At 64.1% G+C, this 13,168-nt stretch carries 15 protein-coding genes; all 15 read right to left on the bottom strand.

Annotation, left to right across the window (positions count from 1 at the left end):
- Positions 1-38 precede the first annotated feature (38 nt).
- A complete protein-coding gene (locus AKG11_RS16325) occupies positions 39-989 on the bottom strand; it encodes an electron transfer flavoprotein subunit alpha/FixB family protein (protein WP_050744636.1) in 951 nt (316 codons plus the stop codon).
- Positions 986-1,738 carry an electron transfer flavoprotein subunit beta/FixA family protein gene (locus AKG11_RS16320; protein ID WP_050744635.1) on the bottom strand — a complete coding sequence of 251 codons (753 nt, stop codon included), beginning with the start codon at positions 1,736-1,738 and terminating at the stop codon, positions 986-988. The genes AKG11_RS16325 and AKG11_RS16320 overlap by 4 nt, the downstream gene beginning before the upstream one ends.
- A gap of 64 nt (positions 1,739-1,802) precedes the next feature.
- Positions 1,803-3,023: an acyl-CoA dehydrogenase family protein gene (locus AKG11_RS16315; protein WP_197283988.1), complete on the bottom strand. Its 1,221-nt coding sequence runs from the start codon at positions 3,021-3,023 to the stop codon at positions 1,803-1,805.
- 236 nt (positions 3,024-3,259) lie between these two features.
- Entirely contained in the window at positions 3,260-4,312 is a 1,053-nt protein-coding gene (locus AKG11_RS16310) for an alpha/beta hydrolase family protein (RefSeq protein ID WP_050744634.1), read from the bottom strand.
- A 37-nt stretch (positions 4,313-4,349) separates the two neighbouring features.
- Complete coding sequence (locus AKG11_RS16305) at positions 4,350-4,892, bottom strand: gamma carbonic anhydrase family protein (RefSeq protein ID WP_050744633.1); 543 nt, start codon at positions 4,890-4,892, stop codon at positions 4,350-4,352.
- Between the two features lie 24 nt (positions 4,893-4,916).
- Positions 4,917-5,249 (bottom strand): cupin domain-containing protein, encoded by a 333-nt coding sequence (locus AKG11_RS16300; RefSeq protein WP_050744632.1) that lies wholly within the window; start codon positions 5,247-5,249, stop codon positions 4,917-4,919.
- 8 nt (positions 5,250-5,257) lie between these two features.
- Positions 5,258-6,262, bottom strand: coding sequence for a quinone oxidoreductase family protein (locus tag AKG11_RS16295; protein WP_050744631.1), 1,005 nt, complete (start codon positions 6,260-6,262; stop codon positions 5,258-5,260).
- 31 nt (positions 6,263-6,293) lie between these two features.
- Positions 6,294-7,172 carry a beta-keto acid cleavage family enzyme gene (locus AKG11_RS16290; RefSeq protein ID WP_050744630.1) on the bottom strand — a complete coding sequence of 293 codons (879 nt, stop codon included), beginning with the start codon at positions 7,170-7,172 and terminating at the stop codon, positions 6,294-6,296.
- The gene (locus AKG11_RS16285; RefSeq protein WP_050744629.1) at positions 7,172-7,933 is read right to left on the bottom strand and encodes an SDR family NAD(P)-dependent oxidoreductase; all 762 of its coding nucleotides are present in this window, start codon (positions 7,931-7,933) and stop codon (positions 7,172-7,174) included. The genes AKG11_RS16290 and AKG11_RS16285 overlap by 1 nt, the downstream gene beginning before the upstream one ends.
- 3 nt (positions 7,934-7,936) lie before the next feature.
- The gene (locus AKG11_RS16280; RefSeq protein ID WP_050744628.1) at positions 7,937-8,863 is read right to left on the bottom strand and encodes a dioxygenase family protein; all 927 of its coding nucleotides are present in this window, start codon (positions 8,861-8,863) and stop codon (positions 7,937-7,939) included.
- Positions 8,864-8,881: 18 nt separating this feature from the next.
- On the bottom strand, positions 8,882-9,667 hold the full coding sequence (locus tag AKG11_RS16275) for a glutathione S-transferase family protein (RefSeq protein ID WP_050744627.1): 786 nt from the start codon (positions 9,665-9,667) through the stop codon (positions 8,882-8,884).
- A gap of 63 nt (positions 9,668-9,730) precedes the next feature.
- Positions 9,731-10,777 (bottom strand): branched-chain amino acid ABC transporter permease, encoded by a 1,047-nt coding sequence (locus tag AKG11_RS16270; protein ID WP_050744626.1) that lies wholly within the window; start codon positions 10,775-10,777, stop codon positions 9,731-9,733.
- The gene (locus AKG11_RS16265) at positions 10,774-11,652 is read right to left on the bottom strand and encodes a branched-chain amino acid ABC transporter permease (protein WP_023512132.1); all 879 of its coding nucleotides are present in this window, start codon (positions 11,650-11,652) and stop codon (positions 10,774-10,776) included. The genes AKG11_RS16270 and AKG11_RS16265 overlap by 4 nt, the downstream gene beginning before the upstream one ends.
- Before the next feature lie 12 nt (positions 11,653-11,664).
- Complete coding sequence (locus tag AKG11_RS16260; RefSeq protein ID WP_050744625.1) at positions 11,665-12,393, bottom strand: ABC transporter ATP-binding protein; 729 nt, start codon at positions 12,391-12,393, stop codon at positions 11,665-11,667.
- A complete protein-coding gene (locus AKG11_RS16255; RefSeq protein ID WP_050744624.1) occupies positions 12,393-13,139 on the bottom strand; it encodes an ABC transporter ATP-binding protein in 747 nt (248 codons plus the stop codon). Before AKG11_RS16255 ends, AKG11_RS16260 begins: the two co-directional genes overlap by 1 nt.
- Between the last annotated feature and the right edge of the window lie 29 nt (positions 13,140-13,168).

Below are 13,168 nucleotides of genomic sequence, written 5' to 3'. Positions count from 1 at the left end.
GTCCTGCAATCCTCTCAAGAAACGTGGTCTCCGATCGCCTAGGTTTTTGCACCCTCGGCAACCGCGGCATGAAACTCCGGCACGGCTTCGAACAGATCCGCGACCAGACCGTAGTCGGCAACCTGGAAGATTGGCGCGTCCGGGTCCTTGTTGATCGCAACGATCACCCTGGAATCCTTCATGCCGGCGAGGTGCTGGATTGCACCGGAAATGCCGCAGGCAATGTAGAGGTCGGGCGCGATGATCTTGCCCGTCTGCCCGACCTGGAGATCGTTCGAGACATAGCCGGCATCGACGGCCGCGCGGCTCGCGCCGATCGCCGCCCCCAGCGCATCGGCCAGCGGGGCCAGCACCGTTTCGAAGTTTTCAGCGGACGCCAACGCCCGCCCGCCCGACACGACGGTCCGCGCGCCCGCCAGTTCCGGGCGCTCGGATCGCGACAGTTCGCTTCGGACGAACGACGACCGCCCCGGATTTGCCGGAATGGCAACGGCTTCGATCGGTACCGCCGCAGCTGCAATGGATGCAGCAGGAAAGGACGACGCACGAACGGTCAGCACCGTCTTCGCGTCCGTGGAGCGAACGGTCTGGATGACGTTGCCCGCATAGATCGGGCGCTGGAACAGGTCCGGCCCGTCGACCGCAATGACGTCGGATATCTGCATCACGTCGAGCAGCGCAGCGACGCGCGGCAGGATGTTCTTGCCGCTGGTGGTGGAGGGGGCGAGGATGGCGTCATAGCCGGCGGCGAGACCGACGATCAGCGCTGCCACCGGCTCGGCAAGCCGGTTCGACAGGGCAGCGTGGTCCGCGACGAGCACCCTGGCGACGCCGGTCAGCCGGGCCGCTGCTTCGGCGGCCGCGCCGCACCCCTCACCTGCGACCAGGACGTGGACATCGCCCCCCATTCTTCCCGCGGCGGAGACCGCCTTGCCGGTCGCTTCGTCAAGCAGCGTGTCGTGATGCTCTGCAAGTACGAGAATGGTCATGCGAGAACTCCTGCTTCCGTGCGCAAGCGCGCAACAAGTTCACCCACCGATCCAACCTTGATGCCGGCCTTGCGGGTTGCCGGCTCGTGGACCCGCACGACCGTCAGGCGCGGCTCGATCGCCACACCATAATCCGCGGGCGTGCGTTCATCGATCGGCTTTTTCTTGGCTTTCATGATGTTGGGCAGCGAGGCGTAGCGCGGCTCGTTCAGCCGGAGATCGGCGGTGACGAGCGCCGGCAGCAGCAGGCTGACCGTCTGCAGGCCGCCATCGACCTCGCGGGTGACCTCGATGGTCCCGTCGCCGACGACGATCTTCGAGGCAAATGTTCCCTGCCCCCATCCCAGCAATGCCGACAGCATCTGGCCGGTCTGGTTGGCGTCGTCGTCGATCGCCTGCTTGCCGGTGATGATGATATCCGGCTGTTCGGCCTCCACGACGCCTTTCAGGATCTTGGCGACGGCGAGCGGTTCGACCACCGCCTCCGTGCGGATCAGGAGGCCGCGATCCGCGCCCATCGCGAGGGCCGTGCGCAGCGTTTCGGCTGATTTTTCCGATCCGATCGACACGACGACGACGTCGCTCGCCTGACCCGCCTCCTTCAACCGGACCGCCTCCTCGACGGCAATCTCATCGAACGGGTTCATCGTCATCTTGACATTCGCAAGGTCGACGCCCGAGCCGTCCGCCAGGGCACGCACCTTCACGTTGGGATCGGCGACCCGCTTTACGGCAACCAGTATCTTCATCTCCGTTCCTCCTTTGACAGGCGCTGGGGCAGGCGAACCGTCCTGCCCCAGCGCCCGCTTCGCTTCAGGTTTCCGGGCCGGCATATTTGCCGGCGGTGGCGGGGAACATGTTCTTGATGATCTTCATGCGGCTGACATCCACCGTCGCATCCATGTGCAGGAAGATCGCTGCATCCCGGAACAGCTTTTCAATGCCGAATTCCAGCATGGCACCGTTACCGCCATGAAGCTCCAGCGCATGGGTCGCGACTTTCATGATCTCCTCCGAAGCATAGACCTTGGCCATGTTGCAGAGAACGTCGGCATCGGGATGCGCCTCGTCCACCGCCTTCGACGCCCGCTCGACCAGTGACCGGACGGCTTCGATGCGCGTTGCCATGTCGGCAAGCCGCAACGCCACGGCCTGGTGTTTGATGAGGATGCGCCCGCCCTGGACGTAGTTCTGGACATAGTCCGCTGTGCGCTCGAAACAGGCAACGCCGACCCCAAGGTTCTTGGCGGCCTGGATGATCTTGCCGGCACGGAAATACTGGCCGGCAGAGGCCAGCGCCGTGCTCTTGACGAGCAGATGGTCAGCCGGAATGCGGCAATCCTCGAAAACCAGCTCGCCGTTGTTCATGAACCGGCAGCCCATGGTTTCGTTGCACTTGGTGACGGTCAGGCCCGGCGTTTCGCGGGGAACCAGGAAGCTCGACGTGCCCTGCAGCATGCCGACGGAGGGATCGGTGTTGGCATAGACGACATAGAGACTGGCGTCGAAACCGTTCGAGATGAACTGCTTGCGACCATTGATGACCCAGTGGTCACCGTCCAGCACCGCCTTGGTGTGCATCGAGGCTTCCGGCACATTGTAGGGCAGCCAGCGGTCGGAGGCGCCCCTCGGTTCGGTGAGGCAGTGCGCCAGAAGGAACTTCGGATCCTCCAGCAGGCGCGGAAACCACTTCTCCTGCAGGTGCTTGGCAGCGAATTGTCGGATGACGATCGAAACCTTCCAGTTCTGCACCAACTTGTCGGCGAGGCCGGAATCGCCGCGGGCGATTTCCTCGGAGATCAGGGCGAAGGTCCGTACCTCGGTCTCCCGCTCAAGATCGATGCCGCCGAACGCCTCCGGCACGCCAAGGGTACGGATGCCGATCGCCTCGGCGCCTTCGAGGATCGCGCCCGGCAACCGTTCGCCGGGACTCATGTCCCATTCGCGTTGCCAGTTCGACCGGATGAAGGGCGTCACCACATCGTCGACAAACGATCGGCAGCTGTCGCGCATCAGGCGCTGTTCCTGGGACAAGATCCCGTCATCGGCGTGTATCATCGTCGCTCCCCTTGAGTGCTAAGCGGTCGGCTGCTTGGTCTTCCGCTGCGCCTCAATTGGTATCAGCACCCTGGATATCTGATCAGGCGGTGGTGTCCGCTTGTGGTGGACAATCGTCCAGCTTCAAGTGGACATTTTCTACCTCACCCCGTCCGATCGACTTGTCACCCGAAGCCGTCAGCTTCGCGCAAGCGCTGCCATAATCGGCAGCGCTAGACTTTCAGCCGCTCCGCGAGCCAATCGGCAACGAGGGGCCGATACATCCAGGGAATGTTGTTGCAGACATGGTTTCCGGTCGGAAAGACGTGTAGTTCCGCACCCGCCCTGCAGATGTCGGCACATTTTTGCGCTTCCGACGGCGGAAAGATCCTGTCGCGACCGCCATGCAGGATGAGCGCGGGAACTGCCGGTCCCCTGATGCCCGACAGGGTGAAGCAACGTGCGCTTTCGACGACGTCACCGCCCCCCAGCGCAAAGGTCATATTGTCCTGATAGACCTTCGGCAGCGTTGGCCAGAGCGCCCCGAGATCGTAAAAACCGTTGATGGAGACGACGGCGGCAAGCCCCTCCAGCGCGGCCGCCGCCCGCAACGCGAGGAAGCCGCCAAAGGCCATGCCGACGAGGCCGACGGCACCCGTCAGGCCGAGCCGCCCCTCGAGCGTCTTGATCGTAGCAGTGACCGCCGGCGCGATGTCGGCGCGCAGGTGGCCGTGGGACCGCCCCTCGCCCTGTCCCGGACCGTCAAGCGACAGCGTCGCCACGCCGCGAAGGAGGAAGTGCCGTTCGAAGGCCGGGAACTCCTCCTTGGTCGAATCCGATCCGGGGATGATCAGCGCCAGCGGATGTGGCCCCGCTCCGGCCGGCCGGCGGAGATAGCTGCGCAGCACACCGCCCTCGAACGGCATCTCGACCAGTTCTCCGGGGTACTCCAGCAGCGGTGCGGACCTGCGGAAGGTTGCCACCTTCAGCGCCGCGACGCGCTCCTTCGCATCAAGGTCGTCGAAAGCCATGAACTGACCGAAGTGGTAGAACAGGCTGGCGCGGGCGAAGGCTTCGCCTGCAGTGACTTCGCGGCCCTGCGCAAGGGCCGCCTCGCCCATCGCGGCATGGCGGTCGCCTTCGGCGCTCCAGGCGGTGAGCCAGTTCTCCCAGACGCCCGCGCTGTCGATCACCGCCCTCGCCGTTGCCGACGGTATGCCGGCGACCTCCATGCGCGGCAGCCAATGTTCCACCACACTCAGCAACCTGTTTTCCGTCTCGCTCATTCTCTCGTCCTTCCAGCGTTGCCGAACATATTCGTTTTCAGGGGTCGAACATTTCAAGGTCACGGGAATAAGAGTCTGCCTTCGCACGGTATCGTTCCGCGCCGCGTGACAGGTTCTCCGCCGCATCCCCATCGAGCGTCCTGACGATTTTGGCCGGAACACCGATGACGAGCGATCCGTCCGGCACCACCATGCCTTCGCGAACGAGCGAATTCGCCCCGACCAGGCACCGCTCGCCTATGCGGGCGCCGTTGAGGATGGTCGCACCCATGCCGATCAGGCTGCCTCTGCCGATGCTGCAGCCGTGCACGATCGCATTGTGGCCGACGGTGACGTCCTCGCCGATCGCGACTGGAAACCCCGGATCCGTATGGATGACGCAGCCGTCCTGGACATTCGAGCCGGCACCGAGGGTTATCGGTTCGTTGTCGCCGCGCAGGACAGCGTTGAACCAGATGCTGACGCCCGGGGCGATGCGCACGTCGCCGATGACGGCGGCGCCCGGGGCAATGTAGAATTCGCCGTCTGCCGGCAGGCTGGGCGCCCGGTCGCCCAGCCGGAACAGTGTCGGATTGTGCATGATTTCCGGCCTATCCCTTCGGCTTCAGGTCGGCATTGCGAGAAGGATCGATGCCGGCGCATTGGTGCGGTTGACGAGTGCGCGCGCTTCGCCCGGCGCCAGCCGGCAGCTGTCGAGCACACCGAGCGTAACGGCGGTATCGGCGGTTTCGACCGTGACCTCGCCGGCAACGACGATGTAGATCTTCTCCACTGCCGCCGCCTTGAGCGAGGTGCGTCCGCCCGGCAGGAGATGCGACAGGCCGATCCAGATCGAGTCCGTCGCCGTCGCCTCCTTGCCCTGCAGGCGCAGGCAGTGCATGTCGTAGTGCTCGGCCGCCTCATAGGGCTTCGCCTCGCTGTAGCGCGTGACCTGCATGATGCGTCCTACGGCTTGAGCAGGACCCGCTCGGGCGTCCCGCGCAGCACTGAGGCGTAGGCCTTCGCGGCGTCCTTGAGGTCGTAGCAGCAGTCAGGATTGATCGGGAACGGCTTGAGCAGGCCCTCCTCGAACTTCAGCTTCAGCCGGTCGAATATCCGCGCGCCATCGACGGAGGAAAGCGCCAGCGTGTCGATGCCTATATATTTGTGGCGGCCGCGGAAGAAGTTGAAGATGTCGAAGGGCACGGCGCGGTCGAAGGTCGAGATGAAGATCTGCCGCGCCTGTTTGGCCATCGCCTTGTTGGCGATCTCGAAATAGGGGCTGCCGACGGTGTTGAAGACGATATCGGCGCCGTGACCGCCCGTCATGTCGCGAACGATGGCCGCGACATCGTCGACGGCGCTGTTCAGCATCGTGACCGGGCCGTTGGTGTGGCCCATCAAGGGCTGTTCGTTGTACTCGACGGCGAAGACCTTCGCCCCGGCCATGGTGGCGAGCTGGATTGCGGCCTGCCCGACCTTGCCATTGCCGCCGCAGACGAGCACGACATCGGTCGGCTGGGCGCCGCCCGCCTCGCGCAGGCCCTCATAGGCGGTGATGAAGGGCACGCCGACCGAGCCCGCCTCCTCCATCGAAAAGGTCTTCGGCTTGGCGCGCACGGCCTTCTGGTCGAGCACCATCCATTTGCCGTGGCTGCCATCCTGGCTGATGCCGAGCTCGCCGCCGCCGCCCCAGACCTCCATGCCGATCATCTGCGACGGCCCCTCGCGCACGATGCCGCCGAAGTCGCGCCCGGGTATGCGCGGCCAGATGGCGTGCGGCATGTGGCCGAGCGAAGCCTTGACGTCACTGGGATTGACACCCGCCGCGATGATCTCGACCAGAACCTGGCCGGGGCCCGGGCGCGGTACGGCCACCTCGACGACATCGATCAGAAGATTATCGAGATCCGGCGATTTCTGGGAAACCCTGAGGGCATTGCCGGCTTTGGCGCTTGCTTGAATGTTCATGTCTTCGTCTCCTTTGCTCCAGCTGCGCCGCTCAGGCCGCAAGCCCCAAGATTTCCCTGGCTTCCGACGGATCGGCAAACTGCCCGCCGAGTTTCTCGATCAGATCGCGGGCGCGCTCCACCAGCTCGCCATTGCCTTTCGCCAGCACGCCCTTGGCGATGTAGGAATTGTCCTCGAGGCCGACGCGGACGTGCCCGCCGAGCAGATAGGCCTGCATCGCCATCGGGAACGACATCCGGCCGACGCCGAAGCCCGTCCAGACGGCATCGCGCGGCAGCATGCGCGCGGCGGTGGCCATCACGTCTGTCGTGGAGGGGAAGCCGTATTTGACGCCGGTGACGATGGTGAACATTGCAGGCGACGTCAGCACGCCCGCCTTCATCAGATCCTGCGCAAGCACGATGTGGCCGGTGTCGAAGACTTCGAGCTCCGGCTTGGAGCCGGCCGCGTTGATGATCTCGGCCATGATCTTGACGTTGGCGGGAGTGTTGATCACCACCTCGTTGCCGAAGGTCATGGTGTTGAGGTCGAGCGTGGCAATGTCGGGCTTCAGCGCGGTGATGTGCTCGACACGCTTTTCCGGCCGCATCAGCGTCGTGCGCGGACCGGCCACCGCCGGGTTCTCGTCGCTCGGGTGGTAGCGCCCGCCCGGTCCCGTGGTCACGTTGAGGATCAGCGCGTTGTTCTTCGCCCTGATCCGCTCGACCACCTCGCGGTAGTGCTTCAGCTCCATCGACGGTTTTGCCGTTTCGGGATCGCGGACATGGATGTGGGCGATGGCCGCCCCGGCATCCGCCGCCTCGAGACAGGCGTTCGCAATCTCCTCCGGCGTCACCGGCAGGCCGGGATGGTTATCCCGGGTCGTCAGATTGCCGGTCACGGCACAGGTGATGATGACTTTCGGCTGCATTACAGGTGCCTTCCTCCATCGACGACGATCCGGCTGCCGGTCGAGAACTTCAAATGCGTGGCGCAGGAGACGATCGCCTCGGCGACGTCCGCCGGGCTGGTGATCCGCTTGAGCGGAGTGGTCGCGGCGACCTTGTCGGCAAACTCCTTGCCGCGGCCCGGGACGAACTGCGTGTCGACGGCGCCGGGCGACACCACCATGACGCGGATTTCGGGGGCAAGCGCCCGGCCGAGCGAATTCGCCATGATGTCGACGCCCGCCTTGGCGCCGCAATAGGCGACATTCGAGCCGATGCCGGTGAAGGCGGCGATCGACGAGACGTTGACGATCAGGCCGTCACCGCTCGCCTTCAGCGCCGGCGCGAAGGCGCGGATCGTGGCGAAGACGCCGCGCCAGTTGTTGACGAAGATACGGTCGATCATCGCGTCCGTCAGGGCATCGAGATCGCCATGCGCCACCGGTTCCGTGACACCTGCCGTGTTGACGAGGATGTCCGCTCGGCCAAGCCTCTCCAGCACCGCATTCCGGAACGCCTCGATCGTCGTGGTCTCTTCGATCGAGACCGGCAGCGCGACATGGCCTTCGCCGGCAAGTCCAGCGACGATTTCCTCTGCCTTCTGCCTACCCGAACGGTAGCCGACGACAACGGCCGCACCGGCGGCGGCGAGCATCCGGCAGGCCTCGCGGCCGATACCACCGGAGCCCCCGACGACGACGGCCACCTTGCCCTCAAGCGGTTGATGGGAATTGTGCGCGGCCATGGATCAGCTCTTCTTTCCCGAAATCGGCGGCACAGGCATTGTCGATTTACCGGGCACCAGCTTGAAATCGTATTCGCAGGTGTAGAAGGGCAGGCTCGCGTCAGGATAATCGGGATGCGGCTCGGTATGCATGACGAAGTTGCCGACGATCTGCTGCTTGGCACCGAACACGACATCGGCTGCCAGTGCCTCGGGCGTGTCGGAAAAGATCTGCGTGATCAGGGTCTTGTGCCCCGGCGCTGAAACGATGAAATGAACGTGCGCCGGCCGCATCGGCTCGCGCTTCTGGGCTCGCAGCAGCACACCGACGGGACCGTCCGTCGGCACCGGATAGCCTGCCGGCTTCACCGAGCGGAAATGATACCGCCCATCGGCCTCGCTCGTGAACTTGCCGCGAAGGTTGCAGTCCTCCTGGGTCTCGTCCTGGTTCTCGTAGAGACCCACGGGGGACGCCTGCCACACATCGAGCACGGCACCGGCGACCGGCGCGCCGTCGACCCCGATCACCCTGCCGGAGAAGAAGAGCGTGGCGCCGGGCGTTTGCGAGCGCGCGATGCAGTCGCCATTGGTGCAGATTGGCGCGCCGCCGCGGTAGAACGGACCGAGCAGCGCCGACATCGTCTCGCCCTGCATGCCATCATTGTTGATGAGGTCGATCAGCGTCGATGCGCCGACCACGTCGGCGGCAAGCACCACCTCGTTGTGGAACTCGTTCGTCAGCTGACCGATCTCGACGATCCAACGCAGCGCATATTCGAACTCCTCCTCGGTCGGGCGGGTTTTGAGAATGAACTGGTGAAGGTGTTCCACCAGCACGGTCATGACTTCCTTCAGCCGCGGATTGTCGGTGTTCGCCATCGCCGCAAGCACCGTGGGTGTGACATCCGCTTCCTTCGTGATGAGCTTGGGGGGGCTGCTGATATAGTCCATGATGATCCTCCACTGCGTTCAGGCATTCACGGGCTCGGGCTGCTTCGCGCCGGCCTTGAGGTGTGGGTATTTTTCGGTCAACAACGACCCGTGGTAATAGGTCGCTGAAAAGGCGGGCGTTTCCCGGATCCTCTCGAGCCAGCGGCCAATCGCCGGGGCGCCATGCCATGTGCCGGAAAGCCGGATATCGTCCATCCGCACGATGACGGGCATGATCGCGATATCGGCAAGGCTGAGGTCCGCGCCCATCAGCCAGGGCCCGCCGCTGGCTGCAAGCCAGGCCGCCATGCGGTCGATGCCGCGCTGCAGACGTGCCAGGGCCTCGTCCATCTCGGCTTTCGGGAACCCCGTGCGCCCCATCTTCATGAGGAACTCGCGGCGCAGGGGTTTGCTGTCGCACAACGCCTGGAACTCTTCATCGCCCATCGCCTGGAAGTGCGGCAGGAAAGCCAGATTGTACGACGGCACGCGGATCGCCGGTGTCGGCACCTCGTCGATGAAACGCATCATCGCGCGCATCTCCGCCACCTTGAGCGGATCGCCGGGCCTCAGCGGTGCCAAGCCGCCGAGGATATCCTCCAGATACTCCATGATGACGGCGGAATCGGTGACCGGGGCACCGTCATGCAGCAGGGTCGGGACCACGCCATTGGGGTTGATCGCGAGATATTCCGGCTTCAGCTGATCCCCTTTGAAGAGATCGAGCTTGTGTTCCTCGAAGGCCTTGCCCTTGGCGTGAAGGACATAGCGAACCCGCTGGCTGCATGTGGACTGCGGCGCGTTGTAAAGCACGAATTCGGGCATGTCGGTTTCCTCTCGTTGATGATACGAGCCGTCTTCTCTGATGTCGGGCCGTGCGGTGCCCGGCTAGTCCCAGTTGAGGACGCGCGGCAGCCTTCCGCTTCTGGCGAGGGTCCCGACCAGTCCAAGCGGGAAGAAGATCAGGCCGAGCGCCATCACCAGGCCGGTGCCGAGGATGTTGATTTCGGATGCCCCCATGGTGGCGACGAAGAGCTCGTTGAGCGCGACGATGAGGACCGCGCCGATCACCGGTCCGGCGATCGTGCCCTTGCCGCCGAGGATGCACATCAGCACCATGTTGGCCGAGATCAGGATGAGCAGGAAAATGTTCGGCCGGAGATAGGTGAGGTACTCGCCCCATACCGCACCCGCCATGCCGACGAAGAAGGCCGAGAGTGCGAAAGCCGAAACCTTGTAGAAGCGCGTGTCGATGCCGGCGCTTTCCGCCTTGATCTCGTCCTTGGAGAGAGCCCGCAGACCAAGGCCGAACTTGGAGTGCTTGATCTTGTAGGCCGACCATACGGTGAAGGCCGCGATCGCCAGCATGGCATAGTAGTACGGTACCTTCGCCCACTGCACCGACAGGTCGTTCGGCGGCAGGGTGAGACCGTTGGCACCACCGATGAAGTGCCAGTTGTCGAACAGGATACGGGCGATCATCAAAAGGGCGATCGACGAGATGATGAAGCTCGGGCCGCGTACCTTGAGCGTGACCATGCCGACGGCATAGCCGAGGGCTGCGGCAACGAGGCCGGCAATCGGCGCGGTGATCAGCGTGGAAATGCCGTAGCGCGCCAGAAGCATGCCGGAGAAATACCCCCCGACGCCGAAGAACACCGCGTGGCCGAGCGAGACGTAACCGGCAAAGCCGCCGAGGATGTTCCAGCCCGAGGCCATGGCGACGTAGGAGGCGGTGAACAGCACCAGGTGCAAGACGTAATTGTAGTTCCCGGTAAATTGCAGCAGCGGCAGTGCGGCGAGCAGCGCAAGCAAGGTGAGCGGGAACCAGGTCGCGCGGGTCTGGTCCGCCTTGCGCGACAGTTTCTCGTTGTGGGCGCGGCGCGCCTCGATGACAGCGCTGGCGCTGGAATCCTGAAGGGTAACGGCCATCATGCCATCTCCGGTTTTTCGCCGAACAGGCCCTGTGGCCGAACCAGCAGAATGATGAAAAGGGCGAGGAAGAAGGTCAGCGTCGACCAGGTCGCCCCGATCCAGGTGCCGACAAAGGCGGCGATGACGGACAAGACCAGCGCGCCGACCACCGTGCCGAGAATGCTGCCCATGCCGCCGAGAACGACCACCGACATCAGCATGGCGATCCACTCCCAGTGCTTGGCCGGAAAGAAGCTGAACACGAAGCTGACCAGCGATCCTGCAGCGCCCGCAAGACCGATGCCGATGGCAAAGGCAAGCACGCTGATGAACTGTACGTTGACGCCGAGGAGTTCGGCCGCCTCGCGATTCTGCGTCGTGGCACGGATGGCATAACCGAGCCGCGAATATTTGAGGAACAGGGACAGCGCCGCGATAATCGCCAGCGAGACGAGGCCGGCATAGAGCTGCCCCTTGGGGATGAAGACGTCGCCGATGAAGAACGCCGCGGTGGCGTAGTCGGGCGACGTCACCCGCTGCGTGTTTGTGAACAGGCCACCAAGCAGCCCCTCCACCATCATCGCCAGCGCGAAGGTGAGCAGCACGGTCATCTCGGAGTATTTGGCGCTCTTGGTCTCTCGCTGGAACAGCAGCCGGTAGAGCACCACGCCGACGGCCGCCATCGCAACGGCCGCGACGGGCAGCATGGCGATCGGGTCGATACCGAACGTCTTGAACGCCAGGTAGGTGATGTAGGCGCCGCCGATGATCAGCGCGGGATGGGCGAGATTGACGATGCGCATCACGCCGAAGACAAGCGACAGGCCGGAGCCCATGAGAGCGATGACGCCGCCAAGCGCCAGGCCCAGGATCAGTATCTGCAATATCTCTGCCATGTCTGTTCCTCGTCAGGCGGCCTTCTTGCCGCCGAGGTAGAGTTCCTGGATGCGCGGATCGGCCAGCACCGTGGCGGCCGGGCCTTCGAACAGTGTCCGGCCGAGATCGAGCACCACGCCCCAGTCGGCGTTCCTGAGCCCCATCAGCGCGTTCTGTTCGACGAGGAGGACGGTGACGCCTTCCGCCGACATCATCTTCATGATGTCGAACATCTCCTGGACGACCTTCGGCGCAAGACCGAGGGACGGCTCGTCCAGCATGACGATGTCCGGCTTGATGATGAGCGTGCGGGCCATGGCGAGCGTCTGCTGCTGGCCGCCGGACATCGTGCCGGCATGCTGGTCGGCACGCTCGCGAAGGATCGGGAAACGTTCGAGAATGCCTTCGATGCGGCGCTCCAGCTCCTTCTTGTCGTCAAGGATGAAACCGCCCATGCGCAGGTTCTCCCGCACGGTCATCTTCGCAAACAGCGCCCGCTCCTGCGGCACGAAACAGATGCCCTTGCGCAGGATCTGGTCTGGGCGCAGCCCGTTCAGCCGCTCGCCCTTGAACAGAACGTCGCCCTTGCGGATCGACAGCATGCCGCAGATCGCCTTGAGCAGCGTCGACTTGCCGGCACCGTTGGGGCCGATGATGCAATGGACCTTGCCGGGCTCGACGGTCAGATGCGCCCCATCGATGATGGCGGGGCCGTCGCCGTAGCCGGCGGTGATGTTGGTGACCTCAAGAAGTTTCGTCATCAGGCGGCCTCATCTTCCAGGACGCCGCCGAGATAGGCATCCAGCACGTGGGGATCCCTGCGCACGACGTCGGGCGTGCCGGCGCAGATGACCTTGCCGTGCGCCATGACCACGACCTTGTGCGAGAGGCGCATGATCAGGTCCATGTTGTGCTCCACGATCAGCACCGTCAGGCCCTTGTCGTTAAGCGCGCGGATATGGCCGACGATCTCTTCCATCAGCGACGGGTTAACCCCGCCGGCCGGCTCGTCGAGCAGGATGATCTTCGGGTCGGACATCAAAAGTGCGGCGAGGTCCATGAGCTTCTTCTGCCCGTAGGAGAGATTGTGACCATCCTCGTGGGCGATGCGGGTGATGCCGAGAAAATCGAGGATCGACATCGCCTTGTCCTTCTCCTCCCGCGACATGGCGGGGCGGAACAGGCCGCGCAGGCCCTCGACCCGGGATTGAACGATGACATTCTCGATTACCGTCATGTCGCCGAGGTTGCGCGAGATCTGGAACGTCCGGCTGAGGCCCTTGGCCGTGATCTTGTGCGGCCGGAGGTGGTCGATCCGCTCGCCATCGAGCCAGACCTCGCCGGATGTCGGCGCCGCCGTCCGGCTGATGCAGTTGAACGCCGTCGTCTTTCCGGCGCCGTTCGGTCCGATCAGGGCGGTGATCGCACCTTTCTCAACCGTGAACGTCGCACCGTCGACAGCCTTGATGCCGCCGAAATGCTTACAGAGGTTCTTCACTTCCAGCATGCGCCATCTACCTTTCGCAGTTGCGCTGA

It is taken from the genome of Shinella sp. SUS2 (assembly GCF_001262505.1).
Lineage (GTDB): Bacteria > Pseudomonadota > Alphaproteobacteria > Rhizobiales > Rhizobiaceae > Shinella.
Note: the sequence above shows the minus strand (reverse complement) of the source record. Positions and strands in the feature narration are given on the sequence as shown.

What these genes read in the sequence shown, in the direction of transcription:
- AKG11_RS16305 (WP_050744633.1), bottom strand. Translation starts at nt 4,892, where the DNA reads ATGCACAATCCGACACTGTTCCGGCTGGGCGACCGGGCGCCCAGCCTG.
- AKG11_RS16285 (WP_050744629.1), bottom strand. Translation starts at nt 7,933, where the DNA reads ATGGCCGCGCACAATTCCCATCAACCGCTTGAGGGCAAGGTGGCCGTC.
- AKG11_RS16275 (WP_050744627.1), bottom strand. Translation starts at nt 9,667, where the DNA reads ATGCCCGAATTCGTGCTTTACAACGCGCCGCAGTCCACATGCAGCCAG.
- AKG11_RS16280 (WP_050744628.1), bottom strand. Translation starts at nt 8,863, where the DNA reads ATGGACTATATCAGCAGCCCCCCCAAGCTCATCACGAAGGAAGCGGAT.
- AKG11_RS16310 (WP_050744634.1), bottom strand. Translation starts at nt 4,312, where the DNA reads ATGAGCGAGACGGAAAACAGGTTGCTGAGTGTGGTGGAACATTGGCTG.
- AKG11_RS16290 (WP_050744630.1), bottom strand. Translation starts at nt 7,172, where the DNA reads ATGCAGCCGAAAGTCATCATCACCTGTGCCGTGACCGGCAATCTGACG.
- AKG11_RS16255 (WP_050744624.1), bottom strand. Translation starts at nt 13,139, where the DNA reads ATGCTGGAAGTGAAGAACCTCTGTAAGCATTTCGGCGGCATCAAGGCT.
- AKG11_RS16260 (WP_050744625.1), bottom strand. Translation starts at nt 12,393, where the DNA reads ATGACGAAACTTCTTGAGGTCACCAACATCACCGCCGGCTACGGCGAC.
- AKG11_RS16265 (WP_023512132.1), bottom strand. Translation starts at nt 11,652, where the DNA reads ATGGCAGAGATATTGCAGATACTGATCCTGGGCCTGGCGCTTGGCGGC.
- AKG11_RS16300 (WP_050744632.1), bottom strand. Translation starts at nt 5,249, where the DNA reads ATGCAGGTCACGCGCTACAGCGAGGCGAAGCCCTATGAGGCGGCCGAG.
- AKG11_RS16295 (WP_050744631.1), bottom strand. Translation starts at nt 6,262, where the DNA reads ATGAACATTCAAGCAAGCGCCAAAGCCGGCAATGCCCTCAGGGTTTCC.
- AKG11_RS16325 (WP_050744636.1), bottom strand. Translation starts at nt 989, where the DNA reads ATGACCATTCTCGTACTTGCAGAGCATCACGACACGCTGCTTGACGAA.
- AKG11_RS16320 (WP_050744635.1), bottom strand. Translation starts at nt 1,738, where the DNA reads ATGAAGATACTGGTTGCCGTAAAGCGGGTCGCCGATCCCAACGTGAAG.
- AKG11_RS16270 (WP_050744626.1), bottom strand. Translation starts at nt 10,777, where the DNA reads ATGATGGCCGTTACCCTTCAGGATTCCAGCGCCAGCGCTGTCATCGAG.